Genomic DNA, 16,164 nt, shown 5'->3' with positions numbered 1-16,164 from the left:
ATCGCGGGAGATGGGCCGTAGCTGAGCCCCGCCCCCGCAAGCACGACGATATACAGGACCCGCATGCGTGCGTGTGCGCTGCGGACAAGGCTGGCGAAGACGTGTGCCTTGTTCGTGCGGTCTGGGGAGGAAGCGGACTGTGACTGTTCGCCCGTCGCTTGAATGGGACGAGTGCCAGCGCGCCTAACTTCCCGGGGAAACCCACCAAAAGCGGAGCTGCGCGTGCAGGGCCGCTTGTGGCGCATCCTGGGCTTAGTCGCGTTCTTTGACCTTGACGACGAAGTAGAGCAATTCCTCGCCCTTGGCGATCAGGAGCTGGTGCGGGGTGCCGGCGCGGATGTGGACCACATCGCCCGCGTTCAGCGCCGTCGCTTTGCCGCCGGTCACGGCGCTGCCGCGGATTTCGCCTGGGCTTTCCTCGTGGCTGGCCTCCACCGTGCCTTCGGTCAGCAGCGTCGCCCGGCCGCGCACGATGTAGAAGACGTCGGCATAGCGGGCGTGCACCTCGGCGCCGCCGTCGCGGGTACGATAGGCGAGCATGGTGTGGTGGTTGGCATAGGTCGCCAGCGTGTCGCTGGCCGAGCCGGTCGCCGCCGCTTTGGCCTTCAGCGCGCCGGCCGCTTTGGTGAGGTCGGCGAGGCTGTAATGGTCAGCCGGTGCGGCGCCGGCGCCCGCGATCATGGCGCCGAGGACGAGCCCCCCGATGAGTCCGTTGCCTGACATGCCCAGCCCCCGATGCGATTTGCGAGGGCCAGTGTGCACCGGCGGCGAGACGGCATCAAACCCCGTCGGTGACGGCGGGGCTTGGTGGTCTTCCGTTCAGGCCTTGGCGCGGCGGCGCCAGCCGAAGCCGATCAGGCCGGTGGCGAACAGCGCCAGCGTGGCGGGCTCAGGCACCGGATCGTTGCTGGCGGACGGCGTGAGGTTGAGATTGTCGACCGCACCGTAGCAGGGAATTTCGCTGGTGATCGAGAACAGCACCACGGCCAGTGATTTCAGCTCGAGGCCGGCGAGGCCGCCCGCGGTCGCCCATTCGGTGGTCCAGTTGTCGTAGGTCGGGCTGTCCACGTTGGTGGTGTTCAGCGTGTAGTACTCCTGCACGTAGCTGCCGTCCTTGGCGATGCCGACAAGGCTCAGCGCCTGGTCTTGCGGCGAGCCCGGTTCGAAAGCGGCGAAATCGATGCTGCTGAACTGGAAGGTGCCGCCGCCCTGACGGTAGATGACAAAGGCGCCTCCCGGCGTACCGGATTGGGCTTCGACGTCGCGCCCCGGATTGCCGATCAGGTTGACGAACAGCGAGCCGTCGGTTTTCTGGTAGACGAACCCGTTCTCATGAATCGGTCCGGTGAAACCGGGTCCCGGCGGAGCGGTGTCGAAGGTGATGGTGGTGGCCGCTGCCGGCGCCGCCAGCAGGGCCGCAGCGACAAGAGCATATTTCAGTGCACGCATGATCAGCTTCCCTCGAATGATCGGCTTTTGATCAGCCTCGTGGGCACAGCTGTGCAACTCGCGCGCCAAATGACGACGCTGTGCAAGTTCAATGGTTTGGAACAATGCCGCTGAGGCCGTTCCCAACTCAATTGTAAGCGGTGTTTACAGGATCGAGCCGTTTCAGGCGCCAAGCGCGCGGGCGATGTGGAACGTGGCGAACGCCGCCAGATAAGCCAGCCCCAGCATGTAGCCGAAGGTGATCCACATCCACTTCCAGCTGCCGGTCTCACGCTTGATCACCGCCAGGGTCGAAGCGCATTGCGGCGCGAAGATGTACCAGGCGAGGAAGGCGAGCGCGGTCGCCAGGCTCCATTGCGACGCCAGCAGGCTGCCGATCTGGCTTTCCGCGGCGCCGCCCGAGATCGAATAGACCGTGCCGAGGGCTGCGACCGCCACTTCACGCGCCGCCATGCCGGGGATCAGGGCAATGGAAATCTGCCAGTTGAAACCGATCGGGGCGAGGACCGGCGCGATGGCGCGGCCGATCATGGCGGCGAAGCTGTAGTCAATGGCCGGGCCGGTGGCGCCTGCAGGCGCGGCCGGGAAGGTGGCCAGGAACCAGATCATCACCGTCATCGCGAAGATGGTGGTTCCGGCGCGGTAGAGGAATGCCTTGGCGCGGGTGAGAAGGCCGAGCGCCACGCTCTTCGGATTGGGCAGCTTGTAGTCCGGCATTTCGAGCATGAACGGCGGGCTCATCTCGCGGCGCCAGAAGAACAGCTTGGCGAGCGCGGAGACGCCCAGCGCCGACACGATGCCCAGGGCATAGAGCCCGAACATGACGAGGCCCTGCAGCGACAGGAAGCCCCAGACGTTGGTGTTGGGAATGAAGGCGGCGATGATCAGGGTGTAGACCGGGATGCGCGCCGAGCAGGTCATCAACGGCGCCACCAGAATGGTGGTGAGACGGTCGCGTTTGTTGTCGATCACCCGCGTCGACATGATGCCGGGAATGGCGCAGGCAAAGCTCGACAGCAGCGGAATGAAGGCGCGCCCGTGCAGGCCGGCGCCGCCCATGATCTTGTCCATCAGGAAGGCGGCCCGGGCCATGTAACCGAGGTCTTCCAACAGCAGGATGAACAGGAACAGGATCACGATCTGGGGCAGGAACACGAGAACGCTGCCGACGCCGCCGATGACGCCGTCGGTGATGAAGCTCTGTAGCAGCCCCGGCGGCAGTCCGGCCTTGGCGTGTTCGCCGAGCCAGCCGAAGCCGGAGTCGATCAAATCCATCGCCGGCTGGGCCCAGGTGAACACCGCCTGGAACATCACGAACAGGATCACGAACAGGCAGATCAGTCCGGCGATGGGATGCAGCAGCACCGCATCGAGGCGGGTGGTCAGGGTGTCGGGACGCGTCGGCAGTTTCACCACCGAGCGGATGATGGCGTCGGCCTCGCGCTGATCGGTCCGCAGTTCGGTGGCCGAGGGCGGGCTCCAGGCGCAAGCGCGATTGGCCGCCAGCACCAGCCCGTCGAGCTGGTTGAGCACTGTGTCGACGCCGCCTTTGCGCACCGAAATCGCGGTCATCACCGGGATGCCGAGCACCTCGGACAGCCGGTTGACGTCGATCTCGATGCCGCGCCGCTTGGCGATGTCCATCATGTTGAGGACCAGCATCATCGGCCGGCCGACGCGCTTCAACTCGAGCACCAGGCGCAAGGCGAGGCGCAAATTGGTGGAATCGGCGACGCAGATAAGGAATTCGGGCGGCGTTTCGGTGGCAAGCTTGCCAAGCACGACGTCGCGCGTGATTTCCTCGTCCGGGCTGCGGGCGCGCAAGGAATAGGTGCCGGGCAGATCGAGGACGGAATAGCATATGCCCGATGGGGTGTGCACGACGCCGGCTTTACGTTCCACCGTGACGCCGGGATAATTGGCGACCTTCTGGCGGCTGCCGGTCAAGGCGTTGAACAGGGCCGTCTTGCCGCTGTTGGGCGTACCGACGAGGGCACAACGAATGATCCCGGCGTCGGTGATCGCGTTCATCGGCGGAAAATCCCCTCCAGGGTAAATCAGATGACCAGGATGGCCATGGCTTCGCGGCGGCGCAGCGCAACGGTCGCGCTATCCACGCGCACGGCGATGGGGTCACGGCCGATGGCGCCTTCGTGCAGGATCTCCACCGAGGCACCCTCGACGAAGCCGAGTTCGATCAAGCGGCGCTCGAGTTCGTCCGGCGTCAGGCCGCTGGCGTTGGTGCCGGCATCAATGGCATCGATGCGGCCGCGGAAGCCCGGACGCCCACGCCCAAGCGGCGTGCGCTGCGAAGTGACCGGCGGACTTTCGCGAAGCATTTCGGGACCCGTCTAGTTGCGACCCATTCTCAATAGCATTGATGCCAGAACGTGGACAAGGAGTCAAGTTCCACCCTGCCGCAGCGGTTGTGCGGGTGCGGATTGGAATTCATTTAATAATGGCTCCCGTACGAACGTCAGTCCGTAATTGCCGCAAGCAGCACAACCAAAAGCGCTGGAATGGCAACACGCTAGAGCCTCCCGCCGGGGTGGGATGGTGTGTTCGCCGCCAGCGCGGTCGCCGCAGGTGGTGCGTTTGTCAGCAGTACCTTTTTCGTCACATGCGGGTGACGAAGTGCAAACCGACCGGCCAGGGCGTTCGGTACAAGAAAACCGCCCGCGGTAAAGCCAGGCGGCGCTTCTCAGCGCGGTGTGCGCCTTTCGCCTGTTGGGTGCAAGCGCCGACTTGCAAGCCGCGGATTTCCGCCGTCTGGTGAGCCAAGCGAGTCGAACGGAGGCGGGTATGGTTGCGGTGGAATGCACGTTGGAGGTGATGGAAATCGCCAGCGGCAAGCGGCGCGTCATTTACCGCACCGACAATCATATCGAAGCGCCGAACTGGTCGCGAAGCGGCGCGCATCTGATCTTCAATAGCGAAGGCCTGCTCTATCGCTTGCCGGTCAACGGCGGCGTGCCGACCAGGATCGACACCGGTCCGCTGAACCAGCTCAACAACGATCACGGCCTGTCGCCCGACGGCAAATGGATTGTGGTCTCCGACAAGAGCGCGCCCGATGCCTTGTCGCGGCTATGGATCGTGCCGTCAGAAGGCGGCGCACCACGGGCGGTGATTCCGCAGGGGCCGTCGTATTGGCATGGCTGGTCGCCGGACGGAAAAACCCTCGCCTATGTCGCGGCGCGCGGCGATCGCATCCTGAATTTATGGGCTTGTCCGGCGGCGGGCGGCGAGGAGTGGCGCCTTACCGAAGGCGATTGGATGGACGACGGCCCCGACTACTCGCCCGATGGCCGCTTTATCTTCTTCAACTCGACGCGGTCGGGAAACATGAAGCTGTGGCGCATCAATGCCGATGGCAGCGCACCGGTGCAGTTCACCTTCGAAGACGACAGTCGCGACTGGTTTCCGCATCCCTCGCCGGACGGCAAATGGCTCGCTTATGTCAGTTTCGGCACCGATGTGGCCGTGAACGACCATCCGGCAAACAAGGACGTCAGCTTGCGGCTGATGCCGATGGGGGGCGGGACGCCGCAGGTGATCGCGACGCTGTTCGGTGGCCAGGGCACCATCAACGTACCGTCGTGGTCGCCCGACGGCTCGGCATTTGCCTTTGTCAGCTATAAGCTTCGGTAAAAAATCGGAAACGATGCGAGCCGATCTTTTCCGTTGATTGCGGGGCTGGTCACGCCCACCTTCACGGCAAAGGAGGCCAGCGATGTTTCCAGCCCTGTTCGTTTCCCATGGCGCTCCGACGCTGCCGTTTGACGACGGCCCCGCGCGCGACTTTTTGCGTGGTCTCGGGCACAGCCTGCCGCGGCCAAAGGCGATCTTGGCGGTATCGGCGCATTGGGAAACGGCCCAGCCAACGCTCACCGCTTCGACCGCCACCCTCCACGATTTCCGCGGCTTCCCGAAGTCACTTTACGATCTCAGCTATGACGCGCCCGGCGATCCCGCGTTGGCGGCAAAGATCGCATCACAGCTGGAAGTCGCCGGCTTTGCCGCATCGCTGGACGACCGCCGCGGACGCGATCACGGCGCCTGGGTGCCGCTGCTGCTGATGTATCCCGAGGCCGCCATTCCGGTGGTGCAGCTTTCGATCCAGCCGCGCCTTGGCCCTTCCCATCACATGGCCGTCGGCCGGGCGCTGGCGTCCTGGCGCGATGAGGTGCTGATCCTGGCGAGCGGCGGCTTCGTGCACAATCTGAGGACTCTCGATTGGAACGGCGGCGCCGAGCCGGAATGGTCGGCGCGGTTTTCCGAGTGGATGGATCGCGTTGTTCGCGAGCGGCGCGACGACGATCTCATGAACTACCGCGCCCGCGCCCCGGAAGCGGCTCGCGCCCATCCGTCCGAGGATCACATCCTGCCGCTGTTCGTCGCCTATGGCGCCGGCACCAGCACCCGGCGCCTGCACACCAGCGCCAGTTTCGGCTCGCTGCGTCTCGACGCCTACGCGTTTGATTGAGAGCGCGTTCCGCGCTACCTGTGGCTGACGCCGTCCACGGGGCCTTCCATGAGCTTCGCCGCACCGGCCGTGCTGGCCGTGTTCTGCATCGCCTATGCCTTCGTGTTCGCGGAGGAAAAGCTGCATTTGCGCAAGTCGAAGCCGGTGATGGTGGCGGCGGGCGTGATCTGGATCGTGGTGGCGATGGGGTTTGCCGCCGACGGACGCGGACCCGCGGTGACCGAGCAATTGCGTCATGTCGTGCTCGAATATGCCGAGCTGCTCTTGTTCCTGCTGTCGGCGATGAGTTTCGTCAACGCGCTGGTGGAGCGGCGGCTGTTCGATGCCTTGCAGGCCCGGCTGATCGCGGCGAAGGTCGGCGTGCGCGGGGTGTTCTGGCTGACCGGCGCCGGTGCCTTCCTGCTGTCGCCGATCGCCGACAATCTGACCACCGCGCTGGTGATGGGAACCGTCGCGCTCGCCGCCCTCGGGCACCAGAAAAAGGCGGTCGTCATCACCCTGGTGTCGATCGTGGTCGCGGCCAATGCCGGCGGCGCCTTTTCGCCGTTTGGCGACATCACCACTTTGATGGTCTGGCAAAAGGGCAAGGTGGACTTCTTCGAGTTCTTTGCGCTGTTCTTTCCCGCCCTTGTCAACTGGCTGGTGCCGGCGCTGCTGATGAGCCTCTTTCTTCCCCGCAGCCAGAGTAACGGCGCGGGCGAGCGAGTGGCGGTGCGCAAGGGCGGCTTCATCATCGCCGGCCTGTTCCTTGTTACTATCGCCATGACGGTGACGCTCGATCATCTGCTGCACCTGCCGCCTTTTCTCGGCATGATGACCGGTCTCGGCCTGCTCAATCTCTACGGCTATTTCCTGCACGGCTGGGAAGCGCGCGTGCTCGGCCCCGACGACGGCCGCGAGCCGTTCAACATCTTCGCCATTTTCGCCAAGATCGAATGGGACACGCTGCTGTTCTTTTACGGCATCATGCTGTGCGTCGGCGGCCTTGCCGCGGTCGGCACCCTGCATGGCTTGTCGAGTCTGCTCTATCGCGAACTCGGTGCGACCGGTGCCAATGTCGCCATCGGCATTCTGTCGGCGGTGGTCGACAACATTCCGCTCACCTATGGCGTATTGTTGATGGACCCGGCAATGAACCACGGCCAATGGCTGCTGGTGACCTTGACGGCCGGTGTCGGCGGTTCGCTGTTGTCGATCGGCTCGGCGGCGGGCGTGGCGCTGATGGGGTCGGCACCGGGCGCCTACACCTTCGGCGCGCATCTGAAGTGGGCCTGGGCGGTGGCGCTCGGGTACGCGGCGGCGATCGGTGCCCACCTGTGGCTGAATGCGGCGCTGTTCGGGCCGTGAGCTCTTGCGCGGGTTCAGGCGGACGGTTTATGTGAGCGCTACCATTAAACGGGAGTCGACAATGGCCAAGCTGACGGGAAAAGTTGCGCTGGTAACAGGTGCGAGTGCCGGTATCGGGCGCGCGGCAGCCCTGGCGTTGGCGGCCGAAGGCGCTGACCTTGTCGTCACCGCGCGTCGCGCCGACCGCCTCGAAGCGATCAAGGCCGAAGCGGCCAAGCTGGGAGTCAAGACCGTTGCCGTGGTCGGTGACATGCGCGAGGAAGCGACCGCCAAGGCCGCCGTCGCCGCCGCCATGAAGGCGTTCGGGCGCATCGACATCCTGGTCGCCAATGCCGGCGTCGGCAATTACAAGAACCTCGTCGACACCGAAGTTGCCGATTACGTCGAGATGATGGACGGCAACATGAAGACGAGCTGGCTGATCACCCGCCATACCGCGCCGGTGATGATCGGCCAGAAGGACGGCCTGATCCTGCTCGTCTCTTCGATGGCCGGCGTCTATGGCTTTGCCGGCGAGGCGACCTATTGCGCCACCAAGTTCGCCCAGGTCGGTTTCGCCCAGGGCCTCGATAAGGAATTGCGCCCCCACGGCATCAAGGTCGGCACCATCAATCCGGGCGGCGTCAAGACCGAGTTCGCGATCGGCAAGGGCCGCACCGAAGCGGGCGTCGCGGCCTCCGAGATGCTGGAAGCCGAGGACGTGGCGCAAGCCATCGTGTTCGCCGCCACTCAGCCCAAGCTGTCCCGCATCATCCAGATACAGATGCGCACGATGGCGGAATCGCTGACCTGAAGCGCCGCTTATAAAAAAGGCACCGATCAATTTGCCGGCTCACGCAGGGGCGTGGGCCGGCATTTGATCGTGGCACATACGATTTCGCGAAAAATTCGCGTCAAAGCCGTTTCCTTTTTGCCGCGATGCGCGGATGCTTGCGGCCATGATTGCATTGGCTGTCGGCGTCATCGCCTGCCTGTTCGGCATCATTGCCCTGCTGCCCGACTTCGACGAGTTCAGCGACGAATAATTACGTGTGCGGAGCTTTTCGTCCTATCACGCGTTGCCCTTGAGCGCAGTCCGAAAAGGGTGATGCGGTTTTCCGAAGACTGCGCGGCATTCGGAAAACCGGCAGCGCGATGGTTTGCGACGGTGAGCAGGCTTCGGGATTTCTGGTCGTTGGTACGGGAGGGCGTGGAGGAGTTCTTCGAAGACTCCGCCCATAGCCGCGGCGCTGCCATCAGCTTCTATGCCATGACCGCGATGGGGCCGGTGCTCTACATCGGCGCCTGGGTGGCGGGCATTTTCCTCGGTCCCAAGGCGGCGCACACCCACCTCATTTATGAAATCCGCCGGGTCATCGGTCCCGAGACGGCCGCCATGCTGCAGGCCGCCATCACCGCGGCAGGCCATATCAGCGGTGGGCTGCTCGGCACGCTGGCGGGTGTCGGGGTGCTGGTTTTCACCGCCGGCGGCGTCTTTGTGGAAGTTCAGTCGGCGCTCAACTGCATCTGGAAAACCCCGGCACCGCCGTTTTCTTGGTGGGGCATGGTGAAGAGCTATCTCTTTTCGCTGGCGCTGGTCGGCGGACTGGGACTTCTGTTGTGTGGATCGCTGATGATCAACACCCTGGTCGGTGCGTTCGGGTCCTATTTCGAACGCCTGATCGGCATTGGTGGTGGGCCGGTGTGGCTTCTCAACTCCGCGGTGTCCGCCAGCCTCATCACCTTCCTGTTCGCCGCGATCTATCGGATTTTGCCGAACCGGCCGCTCGAATGGGGCGACGTCCTCGCCGGGGCGGTGATCACGGCGGTTCTGATCCTGGTCGGGGAATACGCCATCGCCTTCTATATTGCCGAGACCGCCCTCAGCCACCGCTATGGGTCGGCCGGCGGGGCGATGGCCATTCTGGTCTGGCTTTACTACTCGGCGCAGGTGTTCCTCCTGGGAGCCGAAATCACCAAGGTGTGGTCGAAACGGCACGGCAGCCCGGCGGCCAAGGCAGCGGCGCACGAAATCGAGTTCAGCCGGGCGGCCTAGGAAAGGGCTTTCCTGCGGCGGTTAGGGCGTGGCGGCGGAGCGCCGGAGCGGATAGGCTGAGGAAAATGGTAAGCGCTGTCGTGCGCCAAGGGGGAGTGACATGGCCAAGAAAATCGGAGTGATCGAGAAGATCGGTTACGGCCTCGGCGACGGCGCCTCCAACCTGATCTGGATGATGTTCATCTTCTATCAGATGAACTTCTATACCGACGTGTTCGGACTGGCAGCCGGGGCGCTTGCCACGATGCTGTTCGTCACCCGCATCTGGGACATGGCGACCGATGTGATCGTCGGCATGATCGCCGACCGGACCCAGACACGCTGGGGCAAATTCCGTCCCTATCTGTTGTGGATGGCGGTGCCGTTCGGGGTGATGAGCGTGCTGACCTTCACCACGCCGGCGTTGGGGCCGTCGGGCAAGCTGATCTACGCCTACGTCACGCTGACCTTGATGATGCTGGTCTATTCCGGGATCAACATTCCCTACGGCGCCTTGATGGGCGTGATCTCGCCCGATCCGCAGCAGCGCACGTCGTTGTCGGCGTTCCGCTTCAGCTTCGCGCAAGGCGCCGGCTTCGTGGTGGCGCTGCTGACCATGCCGCTGGTGACCCTGTTCGGCGGCGGCACCATCCTGGTCGACGGCCACAACGTCACGCCGATGCGGGCGGTGGTGTCGCTGCTGTTCGGGCAGAACGTGAAGTATTTCGGCGGCAATGATGCAGTCGGCTACGAGCTGACGATTATCCTGTTCGCCGCGGTCGCCGCCGTGATGTTCCTGGGAACCTTCCTGACGACGCGCGAACGCGTGGTGCCCCCGCCCAAGCAGGAGACGTCGACCAAGCAGGACCTCGTCGACATCCTTCACAACGTGCCGTGGCTGATGCTGTGCGCCCTCGGCATCCTGCAGGTGTTTTTCGTCGCCGTGCGCGGTTCGGCGATCCTGTTCTACTTCAAGTATTACATGCAGGATTTGGCGTTCGCCGGTCCGTTTGGCATGCAGGTGCATCTCGGCGGCAAGATGGGCGCCGGTCTGTTCATCGTCGTCGGCACCTTGATCGCCCTGATTGCGACGTTCCTCATTCAGTACGTCACGCGCTACACCGGCCGCAAAAAGGCGTTCATCGGCTGCATGGCTCTGGGGGCGATTTCGCTGTTCGCGTCCTTTTGGGTGCGCCCCGACCAGCTGCAGCTGCTCTACCTCTTCCACATCCTCTATTCGGTCTTCACCGGTCCGACGGCGGCGCTATTGTGGGCGATGTTCGCCGACAGTGCCGATTATTCCGAATGGAAGACGGGGCGGCGGGCGACCGGGCTTATCTTCTCGGCCTCCGGCATGTCGAACAAGCTCGGCTGGGCAATCGGCGGTACGCTGGCGGCAAGCCTGCTCGCGGTCTACGGCTATCAGGCCAACATGGTGCAGACCGCCCACGCTCAGGACGGCATCCGTCTGTTGATGGCGGTGGTGCCGGGGCTCGGCGCGCTCGCCTGCGGCATCGGCATGATGTTCTATCGCCTCGAATCCAAAATGCCGACGATCACCGCCGAGCTGGCGGCCAAGCGTGCGGCCAAGGAAGCGGACGCCTAAGATGCAATACGGCTATTTCGACGACACCGCGCGCGAATATGTGATCACGCGGCCGGATACGCCGCGCTCGTGGGCGAACTATCTCGGCTCGACCGAATATGGCGCCATCATCACCAACAATGCCGGCGGCTATTCGTTCTACAAGTCGGCGGCGCAGGGCCGCATCATCCGGATGCGTTTCAACAACGTGCCCAGCGACCAGCCTGGCCGCACGATCTATCTGCGCGATGCCGCAACCGGCGATTTCTGGAGCGCGGCGTGGCAGCCGGTGGGCAAGCCGCTCGATCAGTTCAAATCGGAATGCCGCCACGGCACGGCGTATACCGTCATCACCAGCGAGTATGCCGGCATCCGGTCGGAAACGACCTATTTCGTGCCGCTCGGCCGGGCGATGGAGGTCTGGCGCATCCGTCTTACCAACACCGGGACGCGCTCGCGCAAGCTGTCGGCGTTCAGCTATGTCGAATATGCCTCCAACTGGTCGGCGTTCAACGATCTCGTCAATCTGCAGTACAGCCAGTTCATCGTGAAGATGGGCGTGGAAAACGGCATCATCGATCACGGCACCAACATCCACATCCCGCCCGATCCCGACAATTTCGAGAATGCCGACCAGGGCCGCCATTCCTTCCTGGCGCTGGTGGGCGCGCCGGTCGCCGGCTACGACACCGACCGCAACGCCTTCCTCGGGCCGTATGGCACCTATGCCAATCCCGCCGCACTCGCGAGCGGGCGCTGCACCAAGTCGCTGGCGGCGGGCGACAATGCTTGCGGCGTGTTGCAGACGGATATCGAGCTGGCACCGGGCGAGACGCGCGAATTCACCCTCCTGATGGGCGTCGGTCGCGCGGCAGTGGAGGGCAAAGCCGCAGCCGAGGAATTCGGCACGCCGGAAAGCGTGGACGCGGAACTCGCCAAACTGAAAGCCTATTGGCATGGCCGCCTCGAAGGTTTGACCGCCGAAACGCCCGATCCCGCCTTCAATTCGATGCTGGCGGTGTGGGGCCCATTCAACTGCCTGATCACCTATGCCTGGTCGCGCGCCGCTTCGCTGATCTATGCCGGCGAGCGCGACGGGCTCGGCTATCGCGACACGGTGCAGGATTTGCTCGGCGTCATGCATGCGATCCCGGCCGAAGCGGTCAAGCGGCTCGAGCTAATGCTGACCGGCCAGCTCTCGACTGGCGGCTGCATGCCGGTAGTCAAGCAGTTCGCCCATCGTCCCGGTCACGAGAAGATGCCGCCCGATACCGAGCTCAGGTCTGACGACGGCATGTGGCTGTTCAACACCGTGCCGGCCTACATCAAGGAAACCGGCGATGTCGATTTCCTCGCCAAGGTGCTGCCGTTCGCCGACAGCGGCGAGGCGAGCGTGCTCGGCCATTTGCGCCGCGCCATCGACTTCAATCTCGAGCGTTCCGGCGCCCACGGATTGCCGTGCGGGTTGTCGGCCGATTGGAACGATTGCATCCGGCTCGGCGCCAACGGCGAAACCGTGATGGTCGCCTTCCAGCTCCGCTTTGCGCTCAAGACCTACGCCGAAATCTGCGGCCTGATCGCCAATACGGCCGAACAGGCGTGGGCCGAGGAAAAACTCGCTGCCTTCGATCGCGTCATCGCGGCCGAGTGCTGGGATGGCGCTTGGTATCTGCGCGGCTTCGGCGACGACGGTGTCAAATACGGGTCCGCCGAACAGACCGAAGGCCGCATCTTCCTCAACACTCAGAGCTGGTCGGTGGTATCGGGGCATGCCACCGGTGCGCGCGCCAGCCAGGCGATGGCCGCGGTCGGCGAGCACCTCGCGACCGATCACGGCGTCATGCTGTGTACGCCGCCATTCGTCGAAACCAGCATGAACGTCATGCGGGCGGTGGTGTTCAATCCCGGCATGAAGGAAAACGCCGGCATCTTCTCGCATACCCAGGGCTGGGCGGTGATCGCCGAGACCATGCTGGGCCATGGCAGCAAGGCCTACCAGTATTATCGCGCCACCATGCCGGCGGCGTGGAACGATCGCGCCGAGGTGCGCGAGATCGAGCCCTATGTCTATTGCCAGTTCACCAATGCGCCGATGAGCGCGCGCGCCGGCGCCTCGCGGGTGCCATGGCTGTCGGGGTCGGCGGCCTGGGGCTATGTCGCGGGCACGCAATACGTGCTCGGCATCCGCGCCGATTGGCAGGGTTTGATGATCGATCCCTGCCTACCGAAGGATTGGCCCGGCTTCACCGCTACGCGCCGCTTCCGCGGCAAGACCGTGCGCATCACCGTGACCAATCCGAACGGCGTCGAAAAGGGTGTGAAATCGCTGACGCTCAACGGCGAGGCATTGCCCGGCACGCTCCTTCCAGCGGACCGTCTGAAGGACGATAACTCGGTCGTAATCGAAATGGGCTGAAACGCCGCGATCTCGCGTATACGTATACGTCGCGACAGGCTGCAACGCCTGTGCTAGTCGCCCCATGGATCACGGGCGGGGCAGGCGATGGCGTTGCGCGACGAGCTGTTGAGCGAACGGTTGGCATTGTATGCCGAGCTGCGTGGCGGTTATCCGTTTCCGCTCGCGGGCGCCATCTATTGGTTTGCGCTTGCCGGTCTCGGATACATCGGGCTGCCACTGTCGCGCTGGATTCTCTACGCCGCGTACGGCAGCGGCCTGATCTTCCCGTTGGCGCTGTTGCTCGGCAAAGTGCTGCGTTGCGACTTCATCAAGCGCACCTCGGCGGCCAGTTCGGCGCTGGTGCCGGCGTTCATCACCATGTTGCTGTTTTGGCCGATGGCCTTTGCCGCCTGGTTCATGGCGCCCGACCTGGTGCCGCTGATCCTCGCCATCGGCTTGTCGCTGCATTGGCCGGTGATCGGCTGGACCTACGCCCGCACGGCTCTCTATTCGGCGCATTCGGTGATCCGCGCCGGTTTTGCCTACGGGCTCTGGATCCTCTGTCCCGACGATCGCTTCACGCTGATTCCGGCGGCGGTCGGCGTGATCTACGTCGTCACCGTGATCGTGGTCCTGATCGACTCCGCCATCGTGCGTCGGCGGCTGCGCGCTTAACGATGGCGCTTCAGCGCTTCGATGTCGGCGCCGACGATAGCTTCAAGGGCGGCGGTGACCTTCTCGACCGGCCAATCCCACCAGGCCAGCGTCTGCAGCGCCACGATGGTGGCGTCGTTGAAGCGCTTCTTGATCAGCTTGGCCGGATTGCCGCCAACGACGCCATACGCCGGCACGTCGTGGGTCACGACACTGCGCGCCGCCACGATGGCACCGTTGCCGATCTTGACGCCGGGCATGATCAGCGCCTCGTAGCCGAGCCAGACATCATTGCCGATCATGGTGTCGCCCTTGATCGGAAGTTTACCCGGCTTCGGCATCGCACGTTCCCAGCCGTTGGCGAAGATGCCGAAGGGATATGTTGAAAGCCCGGTCAGCTTGTGATTGGCGCCGTTCATGATGAAGCGCACGCCGCGGGCAATGGCGCAGAACTTGCCGATCACCAGCCGGTCGCCGATGAAGGGGAAGAGATAGAGCACGTTGCGCTCGAAATCCTCGGAATTGTCGGGGTCGTCGTAATAGGTGTAATCGCCGATCACGATGGCCGGGTTCTTCACCGTGTTCTTGATGAAACAAACCTGCGGAAAGCCCGCCATCGGGTGCGGATCGGAAGGTGAGGGACCGTACATGGCGCCTTTCCAGAGGGTGTCGGGGTCCTGCTAATCATTCCCGCGGTAAACTGCAATTCGCCCCCGCCGGTGAAGCCGGCGGCAGGGCTGCGCGCGGTGCGGTGGTCGGGCGGATCGGCAATTTCGGCGCTACAATGTGCGGCGCGGCGGAACGCTGGTGGTGACAACGAACTTCGCGACCGATTTGCGCTGACGGCAACCGCGCCGTTCATTGTCGCGTTAACCGGAATTAAGCCGGCGCGGCGGCGGAATTCGGCGGTGTCGCCATTAAAGGATTAGATCACCGGTGAAGGTTTTGTCAGATTGCAACAGGCCTGCGGATCGCCCTAGTTTCGCCCCTATGGCAGAGGTATAGCCGTGGATCGCGGGAGCGCGCATGGGAGAGTAGAGATGGCGTTTCGGGGCAATTCCCGGCGCGACGACCGCTTCGATTTCCTGAGGGGCCTGGCCCTTCTGGTGATCTTCATCGATCACGTTCCGAAGAATATGTTCGAGCCCTTCACGCTGCACGCCGTCGCCTTCTGCGACGCGGCGGAAATCTTCTTTTTCATCTCCGGTTACGTCGCGGCACTGGTTTATGGCCGCACCATGCTGAAGGGCGGCTTCGTTGCCGCCACGCGCAAAGTCTGGCGCCGGGCGACGGTGGTCTACGGCGCCCAGATGTTCCTGATGTTCGCGGTGTTGGGAATGGTGTGGGTGTTCCTGCACGCCACCGGCGACGAGACCTATCGCTTCATCTTCCGCACCCAGTATGTGTTCGAAGACCCGCTCAACTACATCCTGCCGGCGCTGACGCTGCATTATCAGCCAGGCTATCTCGACATCCTGCCGGCCTATGTCGTTCTGCTGGCGTTGTTCCCGGTGGTGTTGTGGGGTCTGAACCGCAACGTCTGGCTGGTCCTCGGCGCCTCATTCGCGCTGTGGCTGGCGGTGCAGCTGACCGGCCTCAGCTTCTGGACCACCAACGGCGACCGCTGGTTCTTCAATCCGTTCGCTTGGCAGTTCCTGTTCGTGATCGGCGCGGTGTTCGGCCATCCCGCCAACGAGGGCAAGTTCGCCTTCCTGAATTCGAAATGGCTGTTGCGCGCCGCCGTCGTCGTGGCGGTGCCGGTCGCGATCATCCAGTTCAGCGACACCTTGAACCAGGTCGGCGGCTGGGTGCCGACACTGCGCCCCAATACGGCGCTGCTCGACAAGACGGCGCTCGGCGGATTGCGGCTGGTCAGTTTCTTCTCGCTCGCGTTGATCGTCCGCCGCGTCATTCCCGCCAATGGCGTTTTCACCGCCAGTCGCTGGTGCCAGCCGGTGCTGAAATGCGGCCGCTATTCCCTGAACGTGTTCTCGTTCGGGGCCTTGCTGTCCAGCATCACGGCCGTGACCTGGGTGCTTTCCGGCAGCAATATCGTGGTCCAAACCACGGCGGCGATCTTCGGAGTCGGGCTGCAGCTCGGCTATGCCGCCTACAAGGACCGGCGCAAGGAAGACGCCGCCGAGTTGGAACGGGCCCAAACCCGCCGCTTGCTGGTCCTCGCCGATCCGGTCGGCGAACCGGTCGCCGCCGATCCGCCGCAGCATTAGTCT

14 protein-coding genes are annotated in these 16,164 nt (G+C 63.9%); 9 read left to right on the top strand and 5 right to left on the bottom strand.

The window, feature by feature from the left end; translation table 11 throughout:
• Window positions 1-252 precede the first annotated feature (252 nt).
• From AC1P6P_RS08065 to AC1P6P_RS08050, 4 genes are all read right to left on the bottom strand, one after another.
• Window positions 253-723, bottom strand: coding sequence for a cupin domain-containing protein (locus AC1P6P_RS08065; protein WP_481401924.1), 471 nt, complete (start codon window positions 721-723; stop codon window positions 253-255).
• A gap of 96 nt (window positions 724-819) precedes the next feature.
• Entirely contained in the window at window positions 820-1,449 is a 630-nt protein-coding gene (locus AC1P6P_RS08060) for a PEP-CTERM sorting domain-containing protein (protein ID WP_481401923.1), read from the bottom strand.
• A gap of 162 nt (window positions 1,450-1,611) precedes the next feature.
• Complete coding sequence (feoB, locus tag AC1P6P_RS08055; protein ID WP_481401922.1) at window positions 1,612-3,480, bottom strand: ferrous iron transport protein B; 1,869 nt, start codon at window positions 3,478-3,480, stop codon at window positions 1,612-1,614.
• Between the two features lie 26 nt (window positions 3,481-3,506).
• Window positions 3,507-3,788 carry a FeoA family protein gene (locus AC1P6P_RS08050; RefSeq protein ID WP_481401921.1) on the bottom strand — a complete coding sequence of 94 codons (282 nt, stop codon included), beginning with the start codon at window positions 3,786-3,788 and terminating at the stop codon, window positions 3,507-3,509.
• A gap of 463 nt (window positions 3,789-4,251) precedes the next feature.
• On the opposite strand from AC1P6P_RS08050, the gene AC1P6P_RS08045 reads away from it, so the two are divergent.
• The 8 genes from AC1P6P_RS08045 (at window position 4,252) to AC1P6P_RS08010 (ending at window position 13,954) form a co-directional block, all read left to right on the top strand.
• Window positions 4,252-5,100, top strand: coding sequence for a TolB family protein (locus AC1P6P_RS08045; RefSeq protein WP_481401920.1), 849 nt, complete (start codon window positions 4,252-4,254; stop codon window positions 5,098-5,100).
• Between the two features lie 82 nt (window positions 5,101-5,182).
• A complete protein-coding gene (locus AC1P6P_RS08040; RefSeq protein ID WP_481401919.1) occupies window positions 5,183-5,935 on the top strand; it encodes a DODA-type extradiol aromatic ring-opening family dioxygenase in 753 nt (250 codons plus the stop codon).
• Window positions 5,936-5,983: 48 nt separating this feature from the next.
• Window positions 5,984-7,282, top strand: coding sequence for a sodium:proton antiporter NhaD (gene nhaD, locus AC1P6P_RS08035; RefSeq protein WP_481401918.1), 1,299 nt, complete (start codon window positions 5,984-5,986; stop codon window positions 7,280-7,282).
• A 61-nt stretch (window positions 7,283-7,343) separates the two neighbouring features.
• Complete coding sequence (locus AC1P6P_RS08030) at window positions 7,344-8,075, top strand: SDR family oxidoreductase (protein ID WP_481401917.1); 732 nt, start codon at window positions 7,344-7,346, stop codon at window positions 8,073-8,075.
• Between the two features lie 354 nt (window positions 8,076-8,429).
• Complete coding sequence (locus AC1P6P_RS08025; protein WP_481401916.1) at window positions 8,430-9,317, top strand: YihY/virulence factor BrkB family protein; 888 nt, start codon at window positions 8,430-8,432, stop codon at window positions 9,315-9,317.
• Window positions 9,318-9,417: 100 nt separating this feature from the next.
• Window positions 9,418-10,902: an MFS transporter gene (locus AC1P6P_RS08020; protein WP_481401915.1), complete on the top strand. Its 1,485-nt coding sequence runs from the start codon at window positions 9,418-9,420 to the stop codon at window positions 10,900-10,902.
• A 1-nt stretch (window position 10,903) separates the two neighbouring features.
• Window positions 10,904-13,297 carry a glycoside hydrolase family 94 protein gene (locus AC1P6P_RS08015; RefSeq protein ID WP_481401914.1) on the top strand — a complete coding sequence of 798 codons (2,394 nt, stop codon included), beginning with the start codon at window positions 10,904-10,906 and terminating at the stop codon, window positions 13,295-13,297.
• Between the two features lie 87 nt (window positions 13,298-13,384).
• On the top strand, window positions 13,385-13,954 hold the full coding sequence (locus tag AC1P6P_RS08010; RefSeq protein WP_481401913.1) for a DUF7010 family protein: 570 nt from the start codon (window positions 13,385-13,387) through the stop codon (window positions 13,952-13,954).
• Here the strand turns inward: AC1P6P_RS08010 and AC1P6P_RS08005 are convergent.
• A complete protein-coding gene (locus AC1P6P_RS08005) occupies window positions 13,951-14,583 on the bottom strand; it encodes a Vat family streptogramin A O-acetyltransferase (RefSeq protein WP_481401912.1) in 633 nt (210 codons plus the stop codon). The genes AC1P6P_RS08010 and AC1P6P_RS08005 overlap by 4 nt on opposite strands.
• A gap of 390 nt (window positions 14,584-14,973) precedes the next feature.
• On the opposite strand from AC1P6P_RS08005, the gene AC1P6P_RS08000 reads away from it, so the two are divergent.
• On the top strand, window positions 14,974-16,161 hold the full coding sequence (locus AC1P6P_RS08000) for an OpgC family protein (RefSeq protein WP_481401911.1): 1,188 nt from the start codon (window positions 14,974-14,976) through the stop codon (window positions 16,159-16,161).
• Window positions 16,162-16,164: the final 3 nt, after the last annotated feature.

Source organism: Rhizomicrobium sp. (genome assembly GCF_056722145.1).
This window is presented reverse-complemented; position numbering and strand designations above follow the sequence as displayed.